The organism is Deltaproteobacteria bacterium (assembly GCA_005879795.1).
Lineage (GTDB): Bacteria > Desulfobacterota > Binatia > DP-6 > DP-6 > DP-6.
The window spans coordinates 1-23662 of the sequence record VBKJ01000196.1 but is presented as its reverse complement, the minus strand read 5'-3'; the positions used below and the strand labels follow the sequence as shown (position 1 = coordinate 23662).

General features: G+C 72.9%; 22 protein-coding genes. 17 read left to right on the top strand and 5 right to left on the bottom strand.

Annotated features, from left to right (window positions below; translation table 11 throughout):
• Window positions 1-729, bottom strand: a 729-nt coding sequence (locus E6J59_16360) for a hypothetical protein (protein TMB17511.1), incomplete at its 3' end; no start/stop codon positions are given.
• Window positions 730-892: 163 nt separating this feature from the next.
• Complete coding sequence (locus E6J59_16355; protein TMB17510.1) at window positions 893-1783, bottom strand: hypothetical protein; 891 nt, start codon at window positions 1781-1783, stop codon at window positions 893-895.
• A gap of 30 nt (window positions 1784-1813) precedes the next feature.
• Between E6J59_16355 and E6J59_16350 the strand changes: the two genes are divergently transcribed.
• Genes E6J59_16350 through E6J59_16325 form a run of 6 tightly spaced genes read left to right on the top strand, consistent with a single transcriptional unit; the run spans window position 1814 to window position 6904 of the window.
• The gene (locus tag E6J59_16350) at window positions 1814-3019 is read left to right on the top strand and encodes a CoA transferase (protein ID TMB17509.1); all 1206 of its coding nucleotides are present in this window, start codon (window positions 1814-1816) and stop codon (window positions 3017-3019) included.
• Window positions 3020-3021: 2 nt separating this feature from the next.
• The gene (locus E6J59_16345; protein ID TMB17508.1) at window positions 3022-4038 is read left to right on the top strand and encodes a methyltransferase; all 1017 of its coding nucleotides are present in this window, start codon (window positions 3022-3024) and stop codon (window positions 4036-4038) included.
• Window positions 4039-4041: 3 nt separating this feature from the next.
• Window positions 4042-5208, top strand: a complete 1167-nt coding sequence (locus E6J59_16340; protein TMB17507.1) for a thiolase family protein — start codon at window positions 4042-4044, stop codon at window positions 5206-5208.
• The gene (locus E6J59_16335) at window positions 5208-5639 is read left to right on the top strand and encodes a hypothetical protein (protein TMB17506.1); all 432 of its coding nucleotides are present in this window, start codon (window positions 5208-5210) and stop codon (window positions 5637-5639) included. The genes E6J59_16340 and E6J59_16335 overlap by 1 nt, the downstream gene beginning before the upstream one ends.
• A 12-nt stretch (window positions 5640-5651) precedes the next feature.
• Window positions 5652-6587 (top strand): alpha/beta hydrolase, encoded by a 936-nt coding sequence (locus E6J59_16330; protein TMB17505.1) that lies wholly within the window; start codon window positions 5652-5654, stop codon window positions 6585-6587.
• Entirely contained in the window at window positions 6584-6904 is a 321-nt protein-coding gene (locus tag E6J59_16325; GenBank protein TMB17504.1) for a carboxypeptidase regulatory-like domain-containing protein, read from the top strand. Before E6J59_16330 ends, E6J59_16325 begins: the two co-directional genes overlap by 4 nt.
• A gap of 85 nt (window positions 6905-6989) precedes the next feature.
• On the opposite strand, the gene E6J59_16320 is transcribed toward E6J59_16325, so the two are convergent.
• On the bottom strand, window positions 6990-9077 hold the full coding sequence (locus tag E6J59_16320; protein TMB17503.1) for a methyltransferase domain-containing protein: 2088 nt from the start codon (window positions 9075-9077) through the stop codon (window positions 6990-6992).
• A gap of 278 nt (window positions 9078-9355) precedes the next feature.
• On the opposite strand from E6J59_16320, the gene E6J59_16315 reads away from it, so the two are divergent.
• From E6J59_16315 to E6J59_16300, 4 genes are read left to right on the top strand one after another with little or no spacing between them, the layout of a single operon-like run.
• Window positions 9356-10138 (top strand): enoyl-CoA hydratase/isomerase family protein, encoded by a 783-nt coding sequence (locus E6J59_16315; protein TMB17502.1) that lies wholly within the window; start codon window positions 9356-9358, stop codon window positions 10136-10138.
• Window positions 10139-10195: 57 nt separating this feature from the next.
• A complete protein-coding gene (locus E6J59_16310; protein ID TMB17501.1) occupies window positions 10196-10870 on the top strand; it encodes a TetR/AcrR family transcriptional regulator in 675 nt (224 codons plus the stop codon).
• A complete protein-coding gene (locus E6J59_16305; protein ID TMB17500.1) occupies window positions 10863-11984 on the top strand; it encodes an acyl dehydratase in 1122 nt (373 codons plus the stop codon). The genes E6J59_16310 and E6J59_16305 overlap by 8 nt, the downstream gene beginning before the upstream one ends.
• A complete protein-coding gene (locus E6J59_16300) occupies window positions 11981-12901 on the top strand; it encodes a cyclase family protein (protein TMB17499.1) in 921 nt (306 codons plus the stop codon). The genes E6J59_16305 and E6J59_16300 overlap by 4 nt, the downstream gene beginning before the upstream one ends.
• A 48-nt stretch (window positions 12902-12949) precedes the next feature.
• Here E6J59_16300 and E6J59_16295 read toward each other — a convergent pair whose 3' ends face one another.
• Window positions 12950-13714 (bottom strand): TetR/AcrR family transcriptional regulator, encoded by a 765-nt coding sequence (locus E6J59_16295; GenBank protein TMB17498.1) that lies wholly within the window; start codon window positions 13712-13714, stop codon window positions 12950-12952.
• On the opposite strand from E6J59_16295, the gene E6J59_16290 reads away from it, so the two are divergent.
• The 5 genes from E6J59_16290 to E6J59_16270 are packed head-to-tail and all read left to right on the top strand — an operon-like array spanning window position 13617 to window position 20133.
• The gene (locus E6J59_16290) at window positions 13617-14834 is read left to right on the top strand and encodes an LLM class flavin-dependent oxidoreductase (protein TMB17497.1); all 1218 of its coding nucleotides are present in this window, start codon (window positions 13617-13619) and stop codon (window positions 14832-14834) included. The two genes, E6J59_16295 and E6J59_16290, sit on opposite strands and share 98 nt — an antisense overlap.
• The gene (locus E6J59_16285) at window positions 14831-16270 is read left to right on the top strand and encodes an aldehyde dehydrogenase family protein (GenBank protein TMB17496.1); all 1440 of its coding nucleotides are present in this window, start codon (window positions 14831-14833) and stop codon (window positions 16268-16270) included. Before E6J59_16290 ends, E6J59_16285 begins: the two co-directional genes overlap by 4 nt.
• An 8-nt stretch (window positions 16271-16278) precedes the next feature.
• On the top strand, window positions 16279-17985 hold the full coding sequence (locus E6J59_16280) for an amidohydrolase (GenBank protein TMB17495.1): 1707 nt from the start codon (window positions 16279-16281) through the stop codon (window positions 17983-17985).
• Window positions 17982-19070 carry a Zn-dependent alcohol dehydrogenase gene (locus E6J59_16275; GenBank protein ID TMB17494.1) on the top strand — a complete coding sequence of 363 codons (1089 nt, stop codon included), beginning with the start codon at window positions 17982-17984 and terminating at the stop codon, window positions 19068-19070. The genes E6J59_16280 and E6J59_16275 overlap by 4 nt, the downstream gene beginning before the upstream one ends.
• Complete coding sequence (locus E6J59_16270; GenBank protein ID TMB17493.1) at window positions 19063-20133, top strand: amidohydrolase; 1071 nt, start codon at window positions 19063-19065, stop codon at window positions 20131-20133. The genes E6J59_16275 and E6J59_16270 overlap by 8 nt, the downstream gene beginning before the upstream one ends.
• Window positions 20134-21128: 995 nt before the next feature.
• Here the strand turns inward: E6J59_16270 and E6J59_16265 are convergent.
• Entirely contained in the window at window positions 21129-21599 is a 471-nt protein-coding gene (locus tag E6J59_16265) for a peroxiredoxin (protein TMB17492.1), read from the bottom strand.
• Between the two features lie 30 nt (window positions 21600-21629).
• On the opposite strand from E6J59_16265, the gene E6J59_16260 reads away from it, so the two are divergent.
• Complete coding sequence (locus E6J59_16260) at window positions 21630-22391, top strand: SDR family oxidoreductase (protein TMB17491.1); 762 nt, start codon at window positions 21630-21632, stop codon at window positions 22389-22391.
• Window positions 21953-23662: acyl--CoA ligase (locus tag E6J59_16255; GenBank protein TMB17490.1), on the top strand; the 1710-nt coding region annotated here is incomplete at its 3' end. The genes E6J59_16260 and E6J59_16255, both read left to right, overlap by 439 nt.

Below are 23662 nucleotides of genomic sequence, written 5' to 3'. Positions count from 1 at the left end.
CTTCTCCCGCGCGAAGAAGAAGCCGCAGCAGGCCTTCTTGCTGTCGGCGAACGGGCCGGGGTTGAGCGCGAGACCGTAGGCCTCGGCGAAGCGCAGCACGTCCTCGAAGAGGTACCTGAACCTGGGGGAGTTCAGGTCGGGAGCGCCTCCCGTGCGCGGGGAGTAGACCGGCTTGTACTCCGCCTCCGCGCCGAGCGGCGCCAGCTCGCGCTCGATGCGGCCGCTGGCGAGGAAGGAGTAGGGGCTGTTGTACGCGAAGTAGAATCGCACGCTCTTCTTCGTCATCACGTCCTCCTGCCGGCGCTCGTCCCACGCCAGCTCGTGGCTCTCGAGGAACGTCACGTACTCGGCGGGCAGCCCATGGTCCCGCGCTCCCTCGACGAGCAGGCGCAGGTAACGGGCCGACGGCTTCCGCCCCGCGAGCGTCCACGAGGACCGATAGGTGAAGGCCGCGACGCGCTCCGCTCCGCCGACCACCGCCTCGACCGGAATCCTCCGGTAGACGCCCCGATGGACCCCTTCGCTGCGATCGAGGCGATCGAGCTCCTCGGGGTCGAGGAGGTAGAGCACGCCGCACGTGCGCGCGCCCGCCTCGGGCTCGACGTTGGCGACCGCCCGCTCGCCCGGGCCGACCGGGAGGTTGAAGCAGAGACGGTAGCCCTCCAGCCACCCCCAGCGGGTCGCCAGCGGACGCATCCCGCGCCGCTCGCAGAAGATGGAGCGGCTCATGTTGCTGCCGTAGCCGAAGTACCACACGGCCTCCGTCAGGTGCTCCTCGCTTCCGTTTGCACCTCGAGCAGCGTCCTACTCACCCTGCTGTTCGCTAGATCTGGCGTCCACCTCTGTCAATACGGGTGACGGACGCGGCAAAGACCACGGACCGGGAGCTCGCTCAGCGCCCCTTCCACGCCGGGGGCCGCTTCTCGACGAACGCCCGCTGCGCCTCGCGCGCATCCTCGCTGCGCCTGAGCGGCGCGCCGATCTCCTCCTGGCGCTTGTAGGCCTCGGCGAGCGGGAGGTGCACGATCTCGCGCACCCCGCGCCGCGTCTCGCGCACCGCGAGCGGCGCGTTGGCGGCGATCGCGTCGGCCGTGTCGAGCGCCGTCGCCATGAGCTGGTCGCGGGGAACGATCCGGTTGACGAGCCCGATCTCGAGCGCGCGCCGCGCGTCGATCGGGCGGGCGGTCAGGAGGAGCTCGTGCGCGTGCACCCACCCGATCTGCCGCGGCAGCAGCACGGTCGCGTTGCCCGTCGGGTAGAGCCCGAGCGCCACCTCCTCGAGCGCGAAGGTGGCCTCGGGCACCGCGTAGCGGATCTCTGCGGCGAGCATCAGGTCGAAGCCGCCGGCGCGCGCGTGGCCGTTCACCGCGCACACGAGCGGCGTCGCCAGGTCGAAGCCGGCGAGCAGCGCGGTCGCCACGCTGCGCAGGCCCTCGAACGCCTCGGGCTCGATGCGCTCGCCGCGCGCAAAGCGTTGGGCCGCCGGGATGGTCGTCTTCATGTCCATGCCGGCCGAGAAGACGCGCTCGCCCGCCCCGGTCAGCACGGCGCACCGGATCTCGGGGTCGGCCGCGATGCGGCGCCAGGCGGCGGCCAGCTCGCGGAGCGTCGGCGGGTCGAGCGCGTTCGCCTGCGCGGGACGGTCGATGGTGACCACGGCGACGTGCGGGTGGTCGGCGGGCAGCTCGAGACGGGCGGCCATGCGGCCGGCTAAGCACGGCCGGGCCCGGAGCGTCAACGCGCGTGGACGCGGCAACGCGGAGGCTGGTAAAAGGCGGCGCATGTACGCCAGGGCGGCCGCCGGAGACCGGTGATGGCGGAGCGGCGCGCGGCGCTGGCGGGCATCCGCGTCATCGACCTCTCGCACCAGGCGGCGGGCCCGTGGTGCACGTCGCTGCTCGGCGACCTGGGCGCCGACGTCGTCAAGGTGGAGAAACCCGGGCGCGGCGACGGCATCCGCTACGCCGACCGCACCGGCCGGCTCCCGCCCGAGATCGGCGGGCTCAACTTCCAGGGGCTGAACCGCAACAAGCGCGGGCTCACCATCGACATCGGCCAGGAGGCGGGGGCCGGGCTGGTGCGCCGCCTCGTCGCGCAGTCGGACGTGCTGGTCGAGAACTTCCGCCCCGGCGTGATGGAGCGCCACGGCCTCGGCTACGAGACGTTGCGGGCCGCGAACCCGCGCCTGGTCTACTGCTCGATCACCGCCTTCGGCCCGCGCGGCCCGCTCGCCCAGAAGCCCGGCATGGACCTGATCCTGCAGGCGACGGGCGGGCTCATGGGCCACACCGGCGAGGAGGGCGGCCCGCCCATCAAGTCGGCCCCGCCGGTCGCGGACATCACGACCGGCATCTACGCGGCGCTCGGCATCTGCGCCGCGCTCGTCGAGCGCGACCGCTCCGGCACGGGCCAGCGCGTCGAGGTGGCGATGCTCGACGCCGTCGTCTCGCTCTTCTCCGACGTCGCGGCCAACGTCCTCACCGACGGCCAGCGATACGGCAAGTTCGGGAGCGGCCATCCCGACCTGGTGCCGTACCAGGCCTTCCCGGCGCGTGACGGCTACTTCATCGTCGCCTGCCTCACCAACGCCTTCTGGAAGCGGCTCTGCGCGGCGATCGGCCGAGAGGACCTGCTCGCCGACCCGCGCTTCGCGACCAACGACCTCCGCGTCCAGCACCGCGCCGAGGTCGTGCCCATCCTGAGCGACGTCTTCCGCACGCGCGACTGCGCCGACTGGATCGCGCTCCTCGAGGCGCACGACATCCCGGCGTGCCGCGTGAACCGGCTCGAGGACATCCTCGCGCACCCCCAGGTCGCGGCGAACGCCGCGGTGGTGGAGCGCACGGACGACCGTCGCGGCCGCATCCGCACCCTCGCCCCGCCGGTCAAGCTCTCGGCGACGCCGACCGGTGTGGAGCGCCTCGCGCCCGCCCTCGGCGAGCACACGGACGAGGTGCTGCGCGAGTTCGGGCTCACCTCGGCCGAGCTGGCCGAGCTGCGCGCGGCGAAGGTGATCTAGCCATGGCCACGCCGGCGACGACGCTCCTTCATCTGATGACTGGCTACCGGGCGATGCAGGCCATCTGCGTGGCCGCCCGGCTCGGCCTCGCGGACCTGCTGCGGGACGGGGCACGCGGGAGCGAGGAGCTGGCGCGCGCGACGGGCGCCGACGCGCGCGCCCTCCGTCGCCTGCTGCGCGCTCTGGTGAGCCTGGGCGTGTTCACCGAGGATGCAGACGGCCGCTTTGCACCGAGCGCGCTCGGTGCGCTGCTCCGGAGCGACGCCCCGCGCTCGCTCCGCGCCGCCGCGATCTTCTTCGGCGACGAGCGGAACTGGCACGCCTGGGGCAAGCTCGAGCGGAGCGTGATGAGCGGCGAGCCGGTGTGGGGCCCGCGCGGGACGCAGGCGTTTCTCGAGGAGAGCGCCCGGGATCCCGAGGGCGCCGCGCTCTTCAACGCGGCCATGACGTCGCTCACCTCGGCCTTCGACGCCGCGGTGACGGCCGCGTGCGACTTCTCGCGCCTGCGCACGCTGGTCGACGTGGGCGGCGGCCAGGGCGCGTTGATCTCGTCCATCCTCGGTGGCAACCCGGCCCTGCGCGGCATCCTCTTCGACATCCCGCCCGTCATCGAGAACGCGAAGGCCCGCATCGCGGAGGCCGGGCTCGCCGGGCGCTGCGAGCTGGTCGCGGGTGACTTCTTCGCCTCGGTCCCCGTCGGCGGCGACGCCTACGTCCTCAAGTGGGTCATCCACGACTGGGACGACGAGCGCAGCGTCGCCATCCTGCGGAACTGCCATCGCGCCATGGCCCGGGACGGGCGGCTGCTCCTCGTCGAGCGGGTCGTCCCGGAGCGGATCGACCAGAGCGCCGACACGCAGGGTATAGTGCTCGGCGACCTGAACATGCTGCTCTGGACGGGCGGCCGCGAGCGCACCGCCGCCGAGTACGGCGCGCTTCTCGCGAGCGCGGGCTTCACGCCGGCGGGCATCGTTCCCACGGCCACGCAGCTCAGCGTCATCGAGGGGACGCGAGCGTAGCCCGTGGAGTCCGGCGGCAGCTCGCGCCTCTCCCGCCGCATCGCCATCGTCGGCATCGGCGAGACGCGCTACGAGCGGCGGGCGGCGCGCCCCCTCATGGCGCTCCTCCTAGAGGCCGCCCGGGCGGCGCTCGCCGACGCCGGGCTCGCGGCGCGCGACCTGGACGGCATCATGGCGCCCGGCACGTCCTACGCGGAGCTGCACGAGCTGGCGCGCGAGCTCGGCGTGCGGCGCCAGTTCTTCAACGCCGCGGGCTACAATGGCGGCGCGGCGGTCGCCTCGGCGCCGCTGCTCGCCGCGCTCGCCATCGAGGCGGGCCTGGCGACGGCGGTGCTCTGCGTGCGCGGGCTCGCGTGGGGAACGGAGCGGCAGGGGAACGTGGGCCAGCTGCACGCCGAGATGCCGATGAAGGCGAGCTTCGAGATCCCCTTCGGCTGGTATCCGCAGATCGTCTACTTCGCGGGCATGGCGCGCCGCCACATGGAGCTCTACGGCACGACCGAGGCGCAGCTCGGAGCGATCGCGGTCGCCTTCCGCCGCCACGCGGCGCTCAGCGAGAACGCGCTCCTCCGCGATCGCCCCCTCACCCTGGAGCAGTACCTCGCCGAGCCCTACCTCGCCGAGCCGTTCCGCGCCTCCGACTGCTGCCTGGTGAACGACGGCGCGGGCGCCTTCGTGATGACCTCGGTCGAGCGCGCGCGCGACCTCCGCCAGCCGCCGGTCACGGTGCTCGGCGTCGGCGCCGGCGTCAGCGAGGAAGGCGAGTACGCGAGCCTGCGCTCGGACTACCTGGCGACCGCGGCGGTGCACTCCGCCCCGCGCGCCTTCGCCATGGCCGGGCTCGAGCCGGGCGACGTCGGCTTCGTCACGCTCTACGACAACTTCACGTCGATGGTGATCCAGCAGCTCGAGGACATGGGCTTCTGCGGCCGCGGCGAGGGCGGGCCGTTCGTCGGCGGTGGGCGTATCGCGCTCGGCGGCGTGCTCCCCGTGAACCCGAGCGGCGGGCAGCTCGCGCAGGCCTTCATGCTCTCGATGAACAACGTGTGCGAGTCGGTGCGGCAGCTCCGCGGCGCGGCGGGGCCCCGCCAGGTGAGGGACGCGGAGGTCGGGCTGGTAGCGGGCTACTCCGGCTCCGAGCACGCGACCCTGCTCCTCGGGCGCGGCTGATGGCAGCGGCGCGCGAGATCGCGGCGCGCCACCTGCCCGACCCGGAGTGGCCGGCGGCGCGTGCGTTCTGGGAGGGCTGCCGCGCGGGCGAGCTCCGCCTCCCGCGCTGCCGGGACTGCGGGCGCTGGGTCTGGTACCCGGCCTCGGCCTGCCCGGAGTGCGGCGGCGGGCAGCACGAGTGGACGCGCGTGAGCGGGCGCGGGCGGCTCTTCACGTGGGTCACCGTGCACCGCGCCTTCCTCCCCGGCTACGAGGATCGCGTGCCCTTCGTCACCGCGCTCGTCGAGCTGGAGGAGGACGCGCGCGTCCGCCTCGCGACCTTCCTGCACGACGTGCCGCCGGGCGGGCTCCGCGTCGGGCTCCCCGTCGAAGTGACCTTCGAGCGCGTTGACGAGCGCCTCACCCTGCCGGTATTCCGCTGCGTGACCTGATCGGAGGACACCATGCCGCTCGATCCCGAAGCCAAGATGCTGCTCGAGCAGATGACGGCCGTGGTGCGCCCCTTCGACGAGCTCTCCGTCGAGGAGGCGCGCGCCGCGATCGTCACCCTCTCCGCCGCCGCCGGCGAGGGCGAGGCGATCGCCAGGGTCGAGACCCGCACCGTCCCGGGCCCGCGCGGCGAGATTCCGGTGCGCGTCTACGCGCCCGAGGGCCGTGCGCCCTTCCCGGCGCTCGTCTACTTCCACGGCGGCGGCTGGGTGATCGGCAACCTCGAGACGCACGACGGCCTCTGCCGCCACCTCGCCAATGCCGCGGGCGCGCTGGTCGTGTCGGTGGACTACCGCCTCGCGCCCGAGCATCCCTTCCCCGCTCCGGGCGAGGACGCGTACACGGCCACGCGCTGGGTGGCCGCCAACGCCGGGGCGCTCGGCGGCGACGCCCGCCGTATCGCGGTCGGCGGCGACAGCGCAGGCGGCAACCTGGCGGCGGTCGTCTCCCTGATGGCGCGCGACCGCGGCGGACCGCCGCTCGTCTTCCAGCTCCTCGTCTACCCGGTGACCGACGCGCCCTCGGCGAACACTGCGTCGTATCGGGAGAACGCCGAGGGCTACTTCCTGACCGCCAGGATGATGCGCTGGTTCTGGAACCACTACTGCGGGAAGAACCCCGACCTGGACGACCCGTACCTCTGCCCGCTGCGCGCAAAGAGCCTGAAGGACCTCCCCCCGGCGCTCGTCGTCACCGCCGAGTTCGACCCGCTGCGTGACGAGGGTGAAGCCTACGGCGCCCGCCTCCGCGAAGCCGGGAATCGGGTCCTGGTGAAGCGCTACCCCGGCATGATCCACGGCTTCTTCGGCATGGGCACCCTGCTCACCCAGGCCCGCACCGCGACGAAGGAGGCGGCAAGCGCGCTCCGCGCCGCGTTCGGCGCGTCCTGAGCCGCGTGCGCCGGTCCTCGAACGCGGGCAGCACGGGCAACTTCGGGGCGTGCACCGGCCTCGACATCGCGGGACGCGTGACGACCAGCGGGGGCGCCGCGCTCGCGGGCGCGACCGTGACGCTGTCGGGGGCGGCGTCCAGGACGACCACGACGGACAGCGCCGGCCACTACACGTTCTTCGGCCTCGTGAACGGCAGCTACACCGTGACCGCCAGCAAGTCCGGGTGCAGCTTCACTCCCCCGAGCCACAGCGTCACGCTCTCCGGCAACAGCGTCGCGGGGCAGAACTTCACCCAGGCCGGCGGGTGCTGTTGACGCTCGCCTGATCCCGCCAGCGCGCCCGGCCGCCGGATCGTCACAGAGCAGCCGCCTCCGCGCGGACATTCCGTCGGGCACCGTGCTACGGCGCGCCGACGGTCGCCGGGGCAGGCCGCGGCCTGCGGGCGGCGCACAGCTGCCGGTAGAGCGCCTCGATGCCTTCGACGTGCGGCTCCATCGCCTTCGGCGGGACGATGGCCCGGCGCCAGCGGGCAAGGCAGTCGGGATCGGCGATGACGCTCTGCAGGCAGGCGGCGAGGGCCTTGGCGTCTCCGGCCGGGAAGGTCAGGCCGGTGGCTCCATGCTGGACGAGTTCCGGGATGCCGCCGATGGCGGCGCCGATGACGGGTACGCGCGCCGCGTGTGCCTGGTGGATGGCAAACGGTGAGGGCGCCTGCCACGTCGAGGGGACGACCAGCGCGTCGATCGCGGCCAGCGCCTCCCAGCGGTCGCGCCGGGTCACGGGGCCGTGCCAATGGATGTCGGGATGGATGCTCCGCCGGTGAAGTTCCTCCGCGTATCGCCGGTCGACCGGCGCTGCGAACACATGCAGCTCGCCCTGACCCGCGGGGACGGCGGCGAAGGCCTCCACGAGTACGTGGGCGCCCTGTTCCCGTGTCAGCGCGCCGAAGAAGCCGAAGCGAACACGGTCGTGGCGGCGCCTCTCCGGTAGCCAGGTGCCCGGATAGGGCGGGGGGCTCGGGGTGCCGTACGGGCAGAGCGTCATGCGCTCGGTCGGAATGCCGTTCCGGCGGAAGACCTCGCGCACGAACCGGGAGGGGGCGAGGATGCGATCGACCTTCAGGAGCTGGCGCCTGAGGTACTCGTAGCGGTAGAGGTTCGCGCCGACGGCCACCGGGTTGAGGCGCGACCGGGCCAGTTTGCTCCACTCGAGGCACTGGCAGCAGTTCCGGCCCCGCGCCGGGCCATCGCAGCATTCCCCGTCACGCCGGACGAGGCTCCCCTGGTGGCAGAGGAACCAGTAGTCGTTCAGCGTCACCACCCTCGGGATGCCGCGGTTGCGGCACTCGGGAATGAGCTCGGCGGAGAGCGACCCCAGTTGCTGGATATGGACCACGTCGGGCTGCATCTGGTCGAGCAGCCAGCGGACCACGGGCCGCGCCTCCGGGTTGTCGAAACCGTCGAAGAACCGCCCCACCGTTCCCAGCGTCCGGTAGGCTCGCGTTGCAGCCACGCGGTCGACGACGATCGCCAGCTCGCCGTCCAGCTCCATGGTCGTTCCCACGTCCTCCCGGACCCTCGCCGTGCTCAGCACCCGCACCGCGTGGCCGCGCCGGGCGAGGGCGAAGGCGAGGTCGGCACAGTAGGCCCCGGGGGCGGTCGCGTCTCCCGGTGGGAACTGATCGACGACTTGGAGCACGCGAAGCCCCGCGTCGCGGGGCTCGCCGAGGCGTGTGGCGTGCAGGCGCTGCATGAACTCCAGCGGTTTCTCGACCATCTCGACGAGAGGCGAGTGCTGCCGCGCGGCAGGGCGGGCCTTCAGGATGAACTGGTAGGCCATCGCCCCGGAGCGCGCGAAGGCGTCGCGCAGGGCCGGGGTGTACGACATCCCCGCCCGCCGGAGGTACTCCACGATCACGGGGTCCGCCACCTCGTTGGTGGTGCAGTCCCATGACTCCACCGCCAACCCAGACGACACGAGGAGCTCCTCCAGCGTCTCCCGCGTGAAGAAATGCAGATGCGTCGCGTCCAGAATCCCGAGCGTCTCACGGCGAAACGACCCGAGCAGCAGCTCCAGCCGCACCGACACGTGCGCAACGTTCGGCACCGACGCCACCACAGCGCCGCGCTCCGGCTCGAGGACCCCCAGCGCCTCCCGCAGCACCTGCCCCGGGTCCCGCAGATGCTCGAGGACGTCCGAGAAGAGCACCACGTCGAAGCGCCCCGCCCCCAGCGCCGCGGTCCACCCCGGCTGCTCCACGTCCGCCACCAGCACCTGCTCGCAGTACGCCCGGGCCCGCGCCGCATCCTCCGCGTCCCGCTCCACTCCCACCACCCGGCAGCCCAGCGTGCCCAGGGCCTCGGCCCCGTACCCGTGCGCGCAGCCGACGTCGAGCACCCGCCGATCCGGCCCGATCAGCCGAGCGACCTTGGCGATGACCGAGCCTTCGTTGGTGAGGTCGGCGGTGAGGTGACTGTACTGCGACACGAACCGGTATTTCTGGCTACGGCCCGATCGTGCTCGGACCGTTCCAGCGTCCCCGGTCGCGGCTTGCAGCTGGTGGCACCCCGCAGCCTCGTCCGCTCCCCGTTGCCACCCGGCAGTCGCCCCTCAACACCCGCACCACGAGGCGTTCCACTACCTCAAGAGGCGCGGGGCGTGCAAGCGCAGCGGCCCTCCATCACCTCGACCTTGGTAGCATCCATGCCCTCAATGCCGGTTGGAGTCGTGGCAACCGAGGCGGTCGCAATGGTAGAGAGTGCCGGATGCGCCCCGCAGCGCTCGACCTGGGCTCGCGCCACTTGCAGGCCACCAGGGTCGACGGCGCGCTGCGCGTGGTCATCGACCGCCCCGAGCGCCGCAACGCGCTCACTATCGAGATGTACCACGGCCTCAAGAAGGCCGCCGTACTCGCCGAGCGCGACCCGGCGATCGACGTGCTCCTCGTCACCGCCACCGGCGATCACTTCTGCGTCGGGGGCGAGATGGGCGGGCGGCACGAGGGCGGCGCCGGGCTCGACCGCGAGACCGACGGCATCGACCTCCTCCCCTTCATGCAGCTCGAGCGCTGCCCGAAGATCGTCGTGCTCGGGATCAACGGTACGTGCCAGGGCGGCGGGCTCAACCTGACCCTCACCGCCGACCTCGCCGTCGCCTCCGAGCGCGCCACTTTCCGCGCCCCGGAGCTGCTGCGCGGCGTGGCCGACTGCTTCCTGGGCGCGCGCCTGGCGACCCGGGTGGGCATGGCGCGCGCGAAGCTCCTCCTCTTCACGGCCGCGGAGGTGACCGCCGCCGAGGCGCTCGCCATGGGCCTCGTCGCGCGCGTGGTGCCCCACGCGCAGCTCGAGACGGCGCTCGCCGAGACGATCGAGCGGGTGCGAGCGACGGGTCCGCAGGCGCGGGCGGCGCTCAAGCGCGACCTGAACCGCCAGCTCCCCGCGATCGACTTCGCGATGTTCGCCGCTTCGCTCGCCTCCGACGAGGTGCGCGAGGGCTTCGCGGCGTTCGTCGAGAAGCGTCCGGCCGGGTGGACGCGGCGAAGGGAGTAGGCGCCCGCCGGGCGGCGGGGCTTGACGTAACGAACGTTCGTTCGTTACACGTCTCGCATGCCGACGGCGGCCGCCAAGCGCAGGGCCGGTCACGGCGCCGCCGCGCTGCCGACCCGCGAGGTCATCCTCGACACGGCCGAGCGCCTGTTCGCCGCGCGCGGCGTGGAGGGCGTGGCGGTGCGCGACCTCGCGCGCGAGATGGGGATCACCGCCTCGAGTCTCTACAACCACTTCTCCGGCAAGCGGGCGCTCTACGACGCCGTCCTCGAGCGGGGGCTCGGGCCGATCGTCGAGGCCGTGGCCGTCGCCTGGCAGGACGGGCTCCGCCCCGAGCGCGTGCACGCGACGCTCGACCGGCTGACCGCGCACCTGGCCCGCCATCCGCACCTCGCGCGCCTGCTGCAGCGTGCGCTGCTCGAGGAGTCGGCGGCGGTGCAGGCGCTCCTCGCTCGCTGGGTCGGCTCGCTCTACCGCGAGGGCATCGCGGTGGTCCGCAAGGCGGCCCGCGACGCCGGCTGGGAGGCCGAGCAGGTCCCGCACCTGGGCGTCGCCCTCTTCGGCATGATCTTCGCCTACTTCACGAACGCCACCGCGCTCCGCCGGCTGGCCGGTTGGGGCGACGACCCCTTCTCGGCGCGCGCGCTCGCCGTCCAGCGCCGCTTCCTCGAGCAGGCGATCATCCGGCTCCTCGGGCCGCGCCCGCGGCCGCTCGCACGGAGGCCCCATGGCTGACACGGAGCATGGCCGCATCACCGACGAGGGCATCGCGAAGCTGCGCGCCCGCATCGGGCAGGGCTTCCCGGGCCGCCGCCCATGGCGCACCGAGGTGACGCGCGACGCGATCTACCATCTCGCGCTCGCGATCGGCGATCTCTCGCCCCTCTATCTGGACGAGGACTACGCGCGGAAGACGCGCTGGGGGACGCTCATCGCCCCGCCCATCATCGTGCAGAGCATGGACACGCTGCGCGCCGTCGGCCACAGCGGGCTCCCGGAGGGTCTGCCCGGCGTGCACTCCATCTGGACCGGCTCGCTCTACGAGTGGGAGCGCGCGGTCAGGCTGGGCGACCGCCTGCGCGCCGACTGCTACCTCAAGTCGCTCACCGAGAAAGAGAGCACCTTCGGCGGCGGCCGCGCCCTCTACCAGACCTACGAGGCGGTCTACTACGACCAGGACGGGCAGCGCGTCGGGCTCCGGAACGACACCTGGATCCGCATCGAGCGCACGAAGACGCGCGAGAAGAAGAAGTACGGCGAGATCGCGCTCGCCCAGTGGACGCCCGAGGACATCGCGCGCTTCCAGGAGGAGTACCGCCGGCAGACGCGCGCGACCGAGCGATGGTGGGACGACGTCGAGGTGGGCGACCCGCTCGGTCCGCTCCTCAAGGGCCCGCTCACGCCCACCGCCGAGATCGCCTTCGAGTCGTTCTTCGGCATCTACCTGGTGGGGAACATCGTGGCGGCCCGGCTCTACGACAAGCACCCCGCGCTCATGATCCCGAACGAGCAGGGCGTCCCCGAGCCGCCGCAGCGCGTGCACTGGGACAACGCCTTCACGCAGCGGCTGCTCGGCCTGCCCGGGGCGTACGACCTCGGCCCCGAGCGCTGCGCCTGGCTCTGCCAGTGCGTGACGGACTGGATCGGCGACAGCGGGCTGCTCACGCGCCTCGAGGCCCGCTACCACAAGTTCAACTACATGGGCGACGTCACCTGGGTGAAGGGGCGGGTCAGCGACAAGTTCGAGCGCGACGGCAGGGCGTACGTGCGCTGCGAGCTCCAGTGCGTGAACCACCGCGACGAGGTGACGGCGACCGCGACCGCCGAGGCCGAGCTGCCCGGTCGATGACCCGGGTGCGCGAGATCGCCCGCCGGGTCTCCAACTGGGGGCGCTGGGGCGCGGACGACGAGCGCGGCACGGTCAACTTCATCACCCCGGACGTGGTTTGCCGCGCGGCGGCGTACGTGAGGCGGGGCGCGGTCTTCAGCCTGGGCCTCTCCCTCGGTCCCGGGGGGCCGCAGATCGGTCAGGGCGGGCGCACGAACCCGGTCCACACCATGACGGCGGTCGACGGGCGCCTCGGCGCCGATCCCGACGGCCCGCGCTACGCCGACGACGCGGTCAGCATGCCGCTCCAGTGCGCGACCCAGTGGGACAGCCTGGCGCACGTCTGGTACGAGGGCCGGCTCTACAACGGCGTGCCCGCGTCCACGCTCGGCCCCGCCGGCGCCGGCCGCAACGCGATCGACAAGCTCGCGCGCGGCATCCTGTCGCGCGGCGTCCTGCTCGACCTGGCGCGCGCGCGCGGCGTGGACCGGCTCCGCCCGGGCGAGGTCATCGGGCCCGCCGATCTCGAGTCCGCCGAGCGCGCGGCGGGCGTGCGTGCTGAGCGCGGCGACGTCCTTCTCCTCCGCACCGGGCACCTGGCCGTGTTCACGCGCGACGGCGACCGCGAGGGCTACATGCGGCAGATGCCGGGGCTGGGGATCGCCTGCGTCGAGTGGCTCCATGCGCGCGAGGTCGCCGCGGTCGCCAGCGACACGAGCGCCGTCGAGGTGATCCCCTTCGAGGATCCGGCCGTCCCCCTCCCCGTCCACGCCCTCTGCATCCGCGACATGGGCCTCACGCTGGGCGAGATGTTCGACCTGGACGAGCTGGCCGCGGACTGCGCCCGGGACGGGGTGTGGGCGTTCCTGTTCAGCGCCCCCCCGCTCAAGGTGACGGGCGGCCTCGGGTCGCCCCTCAACCCGCTGGCCGTGAAATAGGCTCGCTACCCCGGCGCTGCCCACGCTGTGGGACGCGGCGTGCGAGGTCTACGCCGAGATGAACGTGGCCGTGTGGCGAGGCGCGGGCGCGCGCGCCGCGCGGCGGAAGCTCCGCTCCACCTGACTCCGTAGCCGCCGGACGAGCGCGTCCCGGTCGGCCTTCATCCCGCTCGCGACCCAGTCGGCGAGCAGCACCTGGTCCAGGGCGGAGAAGAGCCGCGCCAGGTAGGCCGGGTCCTCGTCGACGAACACCCCGGCCGCGACGCCGCGCCGGAAGATGTCCGCCTGGAGCGCGTGGATGTCGCGCCAGTGCTCGACCTGCGCCTCGGTGCCGCTCGGCGCGATGGCCCACGACGTCCCGGCGCGCAGGTGCATGCGCAGGAAGGCGGGGTGCGCCACGAAGTAGTCGATGTAGAGCCCGATCAGCGCGTCGAGCGCCTCGGCGGGCGGCGCCTTGCGGCCCGCCACCTGGCGGGCCAGCTCGAGCAGCTCCCGCCCGCGCTCCTCGAGGATGGTGCGGTAGAGCGCCGTCTTGCTCGGGAAGATGGCGTAGATGGTGCCCATCGAGAGCCCGGCCAGGCGCGAGATGTCCTGCAGCTTCGCCTGCGCGAAGCCGCGCTCGGCGAACACCTGCTCCGCGGCCTCGACGATGTGGCTCCGGTAGACGTCGGTGCGGGCCCGGCGGGCCTCGTCCCGGGGCTTCCGGCGGGCGGCCATGCCCCCCCGTCTACCATCGCCGGGTCCGATTGACAAGTCGGATTTCCGAATGCTAATTCGGACTGACGAATACCCGATCCAGGGAGGGCGTTTCATGGAGTTCGGGATCTTCTCGCAGATGCACGTCCCGCCGTGGGACGACGAGCACTCACGTTACCTCCGCGAGCTCGAGGTCTCGCTCGCGGTCGAGGCGGCGGGCTTCAAGTACGACTGGTCGCCGGAGCACCACTTCCTGAAGAACTACTCCCACCAGCCGGCGCCCGAGGTGTACCTCTCCTGGGTCGCGGCGCGCACGAAGCGCATTCACGTCGGCACGGCGATCGTCAACATCACGGCGGCGGTGAACCACCCGGCGCGCGTCGCCGAGCGCATCGCGGTCATGGACCACCTCTCCGAGGGCCGGGTCGAGTTCGGCACCGGCCGCGGCTCGTCGTCGGCGGAGTGGGCGGGCTTCGCCATCCCGTCGGCGGCCGAGACCAAGCCCATGTGGCGCGAGTCGCTCGAGCAGATCCCCCGCATGTGGCGCGACGAGCCCTACGCGTTCGAGGGGAGGTACTTCCGCATGCCGGAGCGGAACGTGCTCCCCAAGCCCTACTCCAAGCCCCACCCGCCCATCTGGGTCGCCTGCTCGAGCCCGCCCACCTTCATCGAGGCAGGGGAGCTCGGCCTGGGCTCGCTCTGCTTCACCTTCGGCACGCCGGCCGAGATCGCCGAGCACGTGCGCAACTACAAGGAGGCGATCAAGCGCTGCACGAACCCGATCGGCGAGTACGTCAACGACAACATCGCCGTCACCACCAACATGTTCTGTCTCGAGGACGGCGACAAGGCGCGCCACCTCTACTCCAGGGCGCGCGTGGAGGCGTTCACCGAATTCTTCTTCGGCTGGCTCGACTCCATCCCGCGCCCCAAGGGCTTCCCCCGGGAGGGGCCGATCAAGGTGCCGCCGAGCACGCCCGAGGAGCTCCGGGCGGGGCTCGCCGTGGGTGGCCGCCAGATCGGCGCGCCCGAGGAGATCGTACGAGTGATCGAGATGTACGAGGCGCTCGGCGTGGACCAGCTCATCTACGCGCCCTTGACCCTCACCCTGGACCAGAAGTACGTGCTCGAGTCGATCGAGACCTTCGGCAGGCACGTGCTCCCGAGGTTCGACCAGGACCCGATGCACCGCACGACGCGCCAGCGCGAGGCGGCGCTCAAGGCGAAGGCAGCGTGAGCGTCCCCGTCGTCGACCAGATCCTGATCGGCGGCGAGTGGGTGCGCGCCGCGGGGGGGACGTACGCGGTGATCGACCCGGCGACCGAGGAGCTCGCCGGCCACGCGCCGGAGTGCTCGGTCGAGCAGGTGCGCGCCGCGGCGCGGGCCGCGCGCGCGGCCTTCGAGCGCGGCCCGTGGCGCGCCATGAGCGGCGCCGAGCGCGCCGCGCGCCTCGCCGAGGCCGCGGAGCGCTTCGCGCGCGAGGCCCCGGGCCTGGTCGATCTCACCATCGCCGAGACGGGCGCCGTCCGTCCCGTCGCCGAGACGCAGCAGGTGGGCGCGGTGGCCGTGCGCCTCGCGCGCGCCGCCGAGCTCGCCGCCATCCCCGCCGATGAGCCCCTGCCCGCCCGCGGCAGCGCCCACGGCCTCGTCGCGCGCGAGCCGGTCGGCGTGGTCGCCTGCATCACGCCCTTCAACTTCCCGATGACGAGCTGCGCCGGGAAGATCGGTCCCGCCCTCGCCTGCGGCAACACGCTGGTGGTGAAGCCCGCGCCCGCCGACCCGCTCGGCGTGGCGGCGCTCTGCCGGATCGTGGCCGCAGTTCTGCCGCCCGGCGTCCTCAACTTCGTCGCCGGCCAGGGCCCCGAGATCGGCGAGGCGCTCGTGCTCGCGCCCGAGGTCGACATGATCTCGTTCACGGGCAGCTCGGCCGTCGGCGCGCGCATCCAGGAGGCGGTCGCGCCCCGCATGAAGCGCGTGCTCCTCGAGCTGGGCGGCAAGTCGCCCAGCATCGTCTTCGCCGACGCCGACCCGGCGAAGGCGCTCGCGGGCGCGATGCAGCCGTGGACGTTCCACACGGGGCAGGCGTGCATCGCCGGCACGCGCCTCCTCGTCGAGCAGTCGATCTCCGACGACTTCACGGCGCGGCTCGCCGCAGCCGGCCGTGCGCTCCGCGTCGGGGACCCGCGCGAGCCGGGCACGGTGGTGGGCCCCCTCGTCTCGGCGGCGCAGCGCGCGCGCGTCGAGCGCTACATCGCGCAGGGCCTGGCCGAGGGGGCGACGCTCGCCTGCGGTGGGAGGCGCCCGCCGCACCTCGCGCGCGGCTACTACGTCGAGCCGACGCTCTTCACCGGCGTGCGCAACGACATGGTCATCGCGCGGGAGGAGATCTTCGGCCCGGTGATCAGCGCCATCCCGTTCCGCGACGAGGCCGACGCGATCGCCCTCGCCAACGACTCGGACTACGGCCTCTACGGCTACGTGTGGACGCGCGACGCCGAGCGCGCGCTCAGGGTGGCGCGCGCGCTCCGCACCGGGACGGTGCAGGTGAACGGCAGCCCGCTCAACCCCGACGCGCCCTTCGGGGGCTACCGGCGCTCCGGCATCGGCCGCGACGGCGGGCGCTGGGCGCTCGCGGCGTACAGCGAGCTCAAGTACATCGGCTGGACGGCATAGGAGTAGCCATGTTCGACACGATCATCAGGGGCGGCAGGGTAGTGGACGGCTCGGGCCTCCCCAGCCGCACCGCCGACGTCGGGATCAAGCTCGGCCTGGTCGCGGACGTCGGGCGGCTCTCCGGCGCGCGCGAGACGATCGATGCCGACGGGCTGGTCGTCATGCCGGGCATCATCGACGTGCACACCCACTACGATCCGCAGCTCACCTTCGAGCCGTTCGCCACCTCGTCGTGCTTCCACGGCGTCACCGCGGTCGTCGCCGGCAACTGCGGCTACTCGATCGCCCCCTGCGCGCGCAAGGACCACGACTGGCTGATCGAGCTCTTCGCCCGGGTCGAGGGGATGTCGCCGAACGTGCTCCGCGAGGGCCTCCCCTGGGACTGGGACACGTTCCCGTCCCTCCTCAAAGTGCTCGACGGCCGCCTCGGGATCAACGCCGCCTTCTACGTCGGCCACTCGGCGCTGCGCCGCTTCGTCATGGGCGACGGGGCCTCCGAGCGGCCGGCAACCGCCCCGGAGCTCGAGCACATGCGCACGCTCGTGCGCGATGCGATGACGGAAGGGGCCGCCGGCTTCTCCTCGTCGCAGGCGCCGACGCACGTCGACCAGGCCGGCCGGCCCGTGCCGTCGCGCCGCGCCCCGTTCGAGGAGGTCGCCACCCTGGCCGAGGCGGCGGGCGAGCGCGGCCCGGCGACCATCGCCTTCCTCGCCGAGAGCGCCGTGCAGGGCTACGACGCTCAGGACCGCGAGCGGCTCATCGAGCTCGCCCGCCGCTCCGGGCTTCCCGTCATCGTGCAGGGCATGGGCTTCCGTCCCGGCCAGCGGGCGAAGTGGGAGGACCAGGTGCGCTTCCTCGAAGAGGCGAGGCAGCGGGGCGCCGCCATCTTCTCGATGCTGCGCACGCAGCCGTTCATGCGCCCCTTCAACTGGCGGCGCGGGACCTCGCTGTTCGACGGGGTCGTCCACTGGCGCGATCTGCCCGACCTCCCCCCCGCCGAGCGCCTCGCGCGGCTCCGCGACGCGAAGTTCCGCGAGCAGCTCCGCTGGGGGCTCGACCACCCGAACACCGACCCGAAGCTGGGCTCGACGCTACCGCCCCCGGCGCTCGACCGCGTCTTCGTCGACCGCTCCGCGGCGCGCCCGGACGCGGTGGGAAGGAGCCTCGCGCAGCTCGCCCAGGAGCAGCGGGCGCATCCGGCCGACGTGATGTGCGACCTCGCCGTGGCGGACGACCTCGAGACGCAGTTCCTCTGGAACAGCGAGAGCCCCGAGTGGATCGCGGCCAGCGCGGAGGCGCAGCAGAACCCGCACATGATCGTCGGCACCGGTGACGGCGGGGCGCACGCCGATCGCGACGACGGCGCGGAGTGGTCCACCTACTACCTCCGCTCGTGGCTGCTCGATCGCAAGATCCTCCCGCTGGAGGAGGGCGTGCGCCGGATCACCCGCGTCCCGGCCCTGCTCACGGGCATGCGCGACCGCGGCACCCTGGTGCGGGGCTGCCCCGCCGACATCATGATGTTCGACCCGACCCGCCTCGCCCTCGGCAAGAAGCAGCTCGTGCGCGACATGCCCGGCGGGGAGGAGCGCTGGCAGGTGCGTCCCGAGGGCGTCGTGCGCGTCTTCGTGAACGGCAGGACGATCGTCGCGGGGGGCGAGCTGACCGGGGAGACCGCCGGCCGCGTCCTCAAGATCGGTACCCCTCCATCATGAGGGCAGCCGTCCTCCGCGCCGCCGGCCGGCCGGTCACCATCGAGGAGGTCGGCGTCCGCGATCCGGGACCCGGCGAGGTCCGGGTGGCGATCCGCGCCGCCGGCCTCTGCCATTCGGACCTGAGCGTGATCGACGGCGCGATCCCCTACCCCACCCCCGTCGTCCTCGGCCACGAGGGCGCCGGTGTGGTGGATGCCGTCGGCGCGGGTGTCACCGCTGTCGAGGAGGGCGACACGGTCGTGCTCTCCACGCTCGCCCACTGCGGCCGCTGCCCCGCCTGCGAGGTCGGACGCCCGACCGAATGCCGGAATGCCCCCAGTCCCAAGGACGCCCGGCCCTTCACGCTGGACGGCGAGCCCGCGTATCAGTTTGCGAACGCGTCAGCGTTCGCAAACTGGACCGTCGTTCGCGAGCAGAGCGCGATCGCGATCGACGCCCGCGTGCCGTTCGACCGCGCGGCGCTGATCGGCTGCGGCATCATGACGGGGGTAGGTGCGGTGCTCAATCGGGCGCGCGTCGAGACCGGCGCCTCGATGGCCGTCTTCGGCCTCGGCGGCATCGGCCTCTCCTGCGTGCAGGGCGGCGTGCTCGCGGGCGCGGCCAGGATCATCGCCGTCGACGTCGTGCCCGCGAAGCTCGAGCTGGCGCGTCGTCTCGGCGCCACGCACGCGATCGACGCGACGAAGGACGACCCCGTCCCCGCGGTCCGCGACTTGACGCGCGGGGGCGCCGACTACACCTTCGAGGCGGTCGGCAGCCTCACCGTCATCCGCCAGGCGCTCGACGCGCTCGGTGCGGGCGGCGCGCTCACCATCGTCGGCGTGCCGAAGATCGGCTCGACGTTCGACTTCGTGGTCCACGCCCTCTACCAGAACAAGGCGATCCTCGGCTGCCGCTACGGCACCGCCCGGCCGCGCCGCGATTTCCCGATGCTCGCCGACCTCTACCTCGGCGGCCGGCTCAAGATCGACGAGCTCATCACGCGCCGCTACGCGCTCGACGAGTTCGCCGCCGCGCTCGACGACCTGCGCGGCGGGCGGCTCGCGCGCGGCGTCTTCTCCCTCGGAGGCAGCGCCCATGGGTAAGTTCGGCCACTTCGTGATCGATGCCGACGGCCACGGCGGCGAGCCCGCCGACTGGCAGGAGCGCCTGCCGCGCGAGTTCCAGCCGCACATGGCGGCCCGGCGCGAGCGCATCAAGCAGCAGTTCGCGAACCTGCCCGGGGTCGGCGTCAAGGAGACGCGCGGCACGGCGCGCGTCGACAGCCTCTCGCGGCCCGGCATGACGGATCCCGAGAGCCGGCTCGCCGACATGGACCTCGAAGGCATCGACGTGACCGTCATGTTCCCCGGCGGTGCGGGCGAGGAGTGGGCGGGCCTCGACCGCGGCTTCGCGATCGCGCTCTGCCGGACGCTGAACGACGCGCGCGCCGAGTTCTGCCGCTACGCGCCGGCGCGCCTCAAGTCGGTCGCCAAGCTCCCCATGATCGACCCCGAGGCGGCGGCCGCCGAGCTGGGCCGCGCCGTCACCCAGCTCGGCATGGTCGGCATGGTGACGCCGCAGCACATCCGCGAGCGGAACCTCGATCACCCGAGCTTCGACGTGGTGTGGCGCGAGGCCGAACGCCTCGGCGTCCCGGTCTGCGTCCACGGCGGCGGGCAGGCGATCGACCAGGTGCCGATCGGCGTCGACCGGTGGAGCACCCGGCTCGAGGTGCACGCCTTCACGCACCCGGTCGGGCAGATGATCGCGGTCATGGCCTTCACGGTGGGCGGCATCCTGCACCGCTTCCCCAAGCTCCGCGTCGCCTTCCTCGAGGCCGGCGTCGGCTGGCTCCCCTTCTGGCTCGAACGCCTCGACGAGCACTGGGAGCTCACCCCCGAGCAGGCGCCGCGCATCGACCGCAAGCCGAGCGAGTACTTCCTCTCCGGCCGCTGCTGCATCGGCTGCGATCCCGACGAGCGGGGCATCCCGTGGGTCGTGCAGTCGCTCGGCGAGGACGTGGTCGTCTACGCCTCGGACTACCACCACTGGGACTGCAAGTTCCCCGACACGGTGAAGATCATCACCGAGCGCACGGACCTGAGCGACGCGAGCAAGCGCCGCATCCTCGAGGCCAACCCGCGGCGCCTCTACGCCATCGCCTGACCACGCCCCGCGCGGACATGCTGGCCTCAGGGCGTCGTACAGGTGCACGTTCGGCCGACGCCGCGGCAGACCTGGCCCGGTGTCGAGCACGTCCCGCCACAAGCCGCGCCGGTCGGGGCGCCGCAGGCGGGACGCGGCGGCATGGTGGTCGCGCAGGTCCCGGCGCACGACTGGAAGTCCGCGGGGCAGGCCGCCGTGTCCGCCTGTGCCGGCGCGGCGCAGCCCTCGAGGCACGAGCGAACGTCGGAGGCGGTCCGGCATCCCGTCACGCAGGTCCTCAAGTTCGCCGTGGCATTGCGCGCGCACGCCCCGAGGTCCTCGCCGCACGCCCCCAGGCAGGCCGCGGTGGACGGGTCACCCGCCGAGGTCGACGACGCGTCGCACGCCTGCACGCAGCTCGGCTGGTTGCTGCGGCAGGTGGTCCGGTCGGACCGGAACGTGTCCGTACAGCCACGGCTGCAGGAGCCGATGTCCGCCGGAGCGGAGTTCGCCCGACAGTCCATCCGGCAGCTCGACCGCGTCACCCGCGCGGTCTTGAGACAGGCGGCGGTCTGCGCACCGCACCCCGCCCCACACGGCTGGCTGGTCTCGCGCGCCGTCGCAGCGAGGATCGCGCCGAGACCGATCACACCACAAAGCACCTTCCAGGGAAGCTTCATGACACCTCTTTTCGGGTCGCCGACCCTCCCGGGGGAAGAGCAAGGGCCGTACCGAGGGACCTCTCGAGGCTCGCGCCCGCTCGAGACCCCCACGGCCATGCGCCCCTCGGGGCGAGCCGTCACGCGGGGCGCAGGATGGCGACATCCGGGAGCGGCTACGATGGACTTGCGCCCCTGCCAGAATGCGACCGCGCTGCGAGGCGGCGGCACCATCGGCGCGGGGTGCCACCTCGACCCCGCAACGTCGTCACGCGGGCCGCGCCAGGAAGATCCCGTGATCGGATCAGGTCATGGAGAAGCCTACGAGACGCCGCTCGGCTTTGCGCGCCGCGCGCCCTACTCGGCCCGCAGCGCCGCCAGCACCTGCTCGGGATGCGCCGCCGCATCGCTGACCCGCGCCCAGTGCTTGCGCACCTTCCCGTCGGGCCCGATCCACACCGTCGAGCGGATGACGCCGACGGTCTTCCTGCCGTACATCGTCTTCTCCCCGTAGGCGCCGTAGGTCTTCATGACCTTGCGCTCGGGGTCGGAGAGGAGCGGGAACGGGAGCTTGTGCTTGGCGATGAACTTCTGGTGCGAGGCCTCGCCGTCGGCGGAGACGCCGAGCACGACGGCGTCGAGCTTCCCGATCTCCTTCCAGGCGTCGCGGAAGCCGCACGCCTCCTTGGTACAGCCGGGCGTGTCGTCCTTGGGATAGAAGTAGAGGATGACGTGCCTGCCGGCGAAGTCCGCGAGCGAGACCGACTTTCCCTGCGCGTCCCTGAGCGTGAAGGCGGGGGCTGCCTTCCCTTCCTGGATGGTCGCCATGGCGCGCTTAACTGACGGCTGGGAGGGAGCATGTCAACCGGACGCTTCACGGATCGCGTGCTGTTCATCACCGGAGCCGGCTCGGGCCTCGCGCGGGCGACGGCCAGGCTCTTCGCGGCCGAGGGCGCCAGGGTGTTCGCGGTCGACGTGAACCCCGACGGGCTCGCCGAGACGATCCTCGCCATCCGCCTGGCGGGCGGCTCGGCGGAAGGCGCGACCTGCGACGTGGCCGACATGGCGTCCGTGCGCGACGCCGTCGAGCGCACGGTCGCGCTGTTCGGGGGCCTCCACATCCTGGTGAACGCCGCCGCCGTCGGGCGGAGCGCGCGGCTCGAGGAGATCGACCCGGCGGAATGGGCGCGCGTCCTCGCCGTGAACCTGACCGGGCCGTTCAACACCGTGAAGACGGCGCTGCCGCATCTCCTCGCGGCGCGCGGGACGATCGTCAACGTCGCCTCCTCGGCCGCCATGCGCGGACAGGCGTATGCCGCGCACTACGCGGCCTCGAAGGCGGGGCTCGTCAACTTCACGCGCTCGATCGCGCTCGAGTTCGCGAGCCGCGGGCTGCGCGCCAACTGCCTCGCGCCGGCGGGGATCATGTCGCCGTTCATCAAGAACTTCATCCCGCGCCCCGACTTCGAGCCATCGCTCGTCGCCTACTACTCGCCGCCCGTGCCGCACCAGATGTCGAAGCCCGAGGACATGGCCAGGACGATCGCATTCCTCGCCTCGGACGAGACGCCGATGATCACCGGGGCGACGCTGGTGGCCGACTGGGGGACGCTCGCGTAGTGGCCGGGCTCCTCGCAGCGCTCGAGCGCGCCGCCGCCGAGCGCGGGGCGCACCCGTTCATCCTGCACGCGGACCGGCGCGTGACCTATGCCGAGTTCGACGGCCTCGCGAATCGCGCGGCGAACGCGCTCGGCGGGCTCGGCGTCGCGAAGGGCGACCGGGTGACGCTCGCGATGGGGAGCTCGGTCGAGTACCTGGTCGCCGCCTTCGGCATCCTGCGCGCCGGGGGCGTGCTGAATCCGGTGAACCCGGCGCTCGGCGCGCGCGAGCTCGGCTACGTCCTCGGTCACGCGGAGCCGAAGGTCGTGATCACCGACGCGGCAAGGCTCGAGGCCGCGGGCACGGTGCTCGGAGCCGACGCATTCGCGGCGCTGGTCGCGGGCAGCGCCGCCGCGCCGCCCGCCGTCGCCCTCGGCCCCGGAGACGCCTCCACGCTCCTCTACACCTCGGGCACGACCGGCACGCCGAAGGGCGTCCTCTTCAGCCACGGCTCGACCGGCATGGGCGGGCGGCACTTCATCGAGGCGCTCGGGCTCACGCCCGACGACACCATCCTCGCCGTGACGCCGCTCTTCCACGGCAACGCCTGGGGCGCGGTGCAGACGGCGCTCCACGCCGGCGGGACGGTCGCCTTCCCGCGGGCGTTCCACGCCTCGGAGTTCTGGCCGCTCGTGCACGCGACGGGCGCCACGGTCCTCTACACGCTGGGGACGACCCTCGCCATGCTCCTCACGCGCGAGTCGTCGGCGCTCGAGCGCACGAGCCGGCTGCGCATCATCCTGGGGCTCGGCGCCGCACCCGTCCGCGACGAGGTGATCCGCCGCTTCGGCGTCCGGCACGTCGCCGAGTGCTTCGGCTCGACCGACGCCGGCGTGGTGACCATCACGCCCCTCGGCGCCGCGTGGCGCCCGGGCTCCTGCGGCCCGCCGGTGCCGGGCGTCGAGCTCCGCATCCTCGACGCCCGAGGCAGCACGCTCGGGCCGCGCGAGACGGGCGAGATCGCCGTCCGCTCGCCGGCGTGCCTGACGGCGTACTTCCGCGACCCCGAGGAGACGGCCGCCGCCTTCCGCGACGGCTGGTTCCTGACCGGCGACCTCGGGTTCGTCGACGAGGACGGCTGGCTCTACTTCGTCGACCGCAAGCGGGACGTGATCCGGCGCGGGGGCGAGAACGTGTCGTCGGTGCTGATCGAGAAGACGCTGCGCGAGCACCCGCGCGTCGCCGAGGTGGCGGTGATCGGCGTGCCGGACCCGGTGCTCGGGCAGGAGATC

What these genes read in the sequence shown, in the direction of transcription:
- E6J59_16355 (TMB17510.1), bottom strand. Translation starts at nt 1,783, where the DNA reads ATGCGCCGCCTTTTACCAGCCTCCGCGTTGCCGCGTCCACGCGCGTTG.
- E6J59_16350 (TMB17509.1), top strand. Translation starts at nt 1,814, where the DNA reads ATGGCGGAGCGGCGCGCGGCGCTGGCGGGCATCCGCGTCATCGACCTC.
- E6J59_16345 (TMB17508.1), top strand. Translation starts at nt 3,022, where the DNA reads ATGGCCACGCCGGCGACGACGCTCCTTCATCTGATGACTGGCTACCGG.
- E6J59_16335 (TMB17506.1), top strand. Translation starts at nt 5,208, where the DNA reads ATGGCAGCGGCGCGCGAGATCGCGGCGCGCCACCTGCCCGACCCGGAG.
- E6J59_16330 (TMB17505.1), top strand. Translation starts at nt 5,652, where the DNA reads ATGCCGCTCGATCCCGAAGCCAAGATGCTGCTCGAGCAGATGACGGCC.
- E6J59_16315 (TMB17502.1), top strand. Translation starts at nt 9,356, where the DNA reads ATGCGCCCCGCAGCGCTCGACCTGGGCTCGCGCCACTTGCAGGCCACC.
- E6J59_16310 (TMB17501.1), top strand. Translation starts at nt 10,196, where the DNA reads ATGCCGACGGCGGCCGCCAAGCGCAGGGCCGGTCACGGCGCCGCCGCG.
- E6J59_16305 (TMB17500.1), top strand. Translation starts at nt 10,863, where the DNA reads ATGGCTGACACGGAGCATGGCCGCATCACCGACGAGGGCATCGCGAAG.
- E6J59_16300 (TMB17499.1), top strand. Translation starts at nt 11,981, where the DNA reads ATGACCCGGGTGCGCGAGATCGCCCGCCGGGTCTCCAACTGGGGGCGC.
- E6J59_16290 (TMB17497.1), top strand. Translation starts at nt 13,617, where the DNA reads ATGCCCCCCCGTCTACCATCGCCGGGTCCGATTGACAAGTCGGATTTC.
- E6J59_16295 (TMB17498.1), bottom strand. Translation starts at nt 13,714, where the DNA reads ATGAAACGCCCTCCCTGGATCGGGTATTCGTCAGTCCGAATTAGCATT.
- E6J59_16280 (TMB17495.1), top strand. Translation starts at nt 16,279, where the DNA reads ATGTTCGACACGATCATCAGGGGCGGCAGGGTAGTGGACGGCTCGGGC.
- E6J59_16275 (TMB17494.1), top strand. Translation starts at nt 17,982, where the DNA reads ATGAGGGCAGCCGTCCTCCGCGCCGCCGGCCGGCCGGTCACCATCGAG.
- E6J59_16270 (TMB17493.1), top strand. Translation starts at nt 19,063, where the DNA reads ATGGGTAAGTTCGGCCACTTCGTGATCGATGCCGACGGCCACGGCGGC.
- E6J59_16265 (TMB17492.1), bottom strand. Translation starts at nt 21,599, where the DNA reads ATGGCGACCATCCAGGAAGGGAAGGCAGCCCCCGCCTTCACGCTCAGG.
- E6J59_16260 (TMB17491.1), top strand. Translation starts at nt 21,630, where the DNA reads ATGTCAACCGGACGCTTCACGGATCGCGTGCTGTTCATCACCGGAGCC.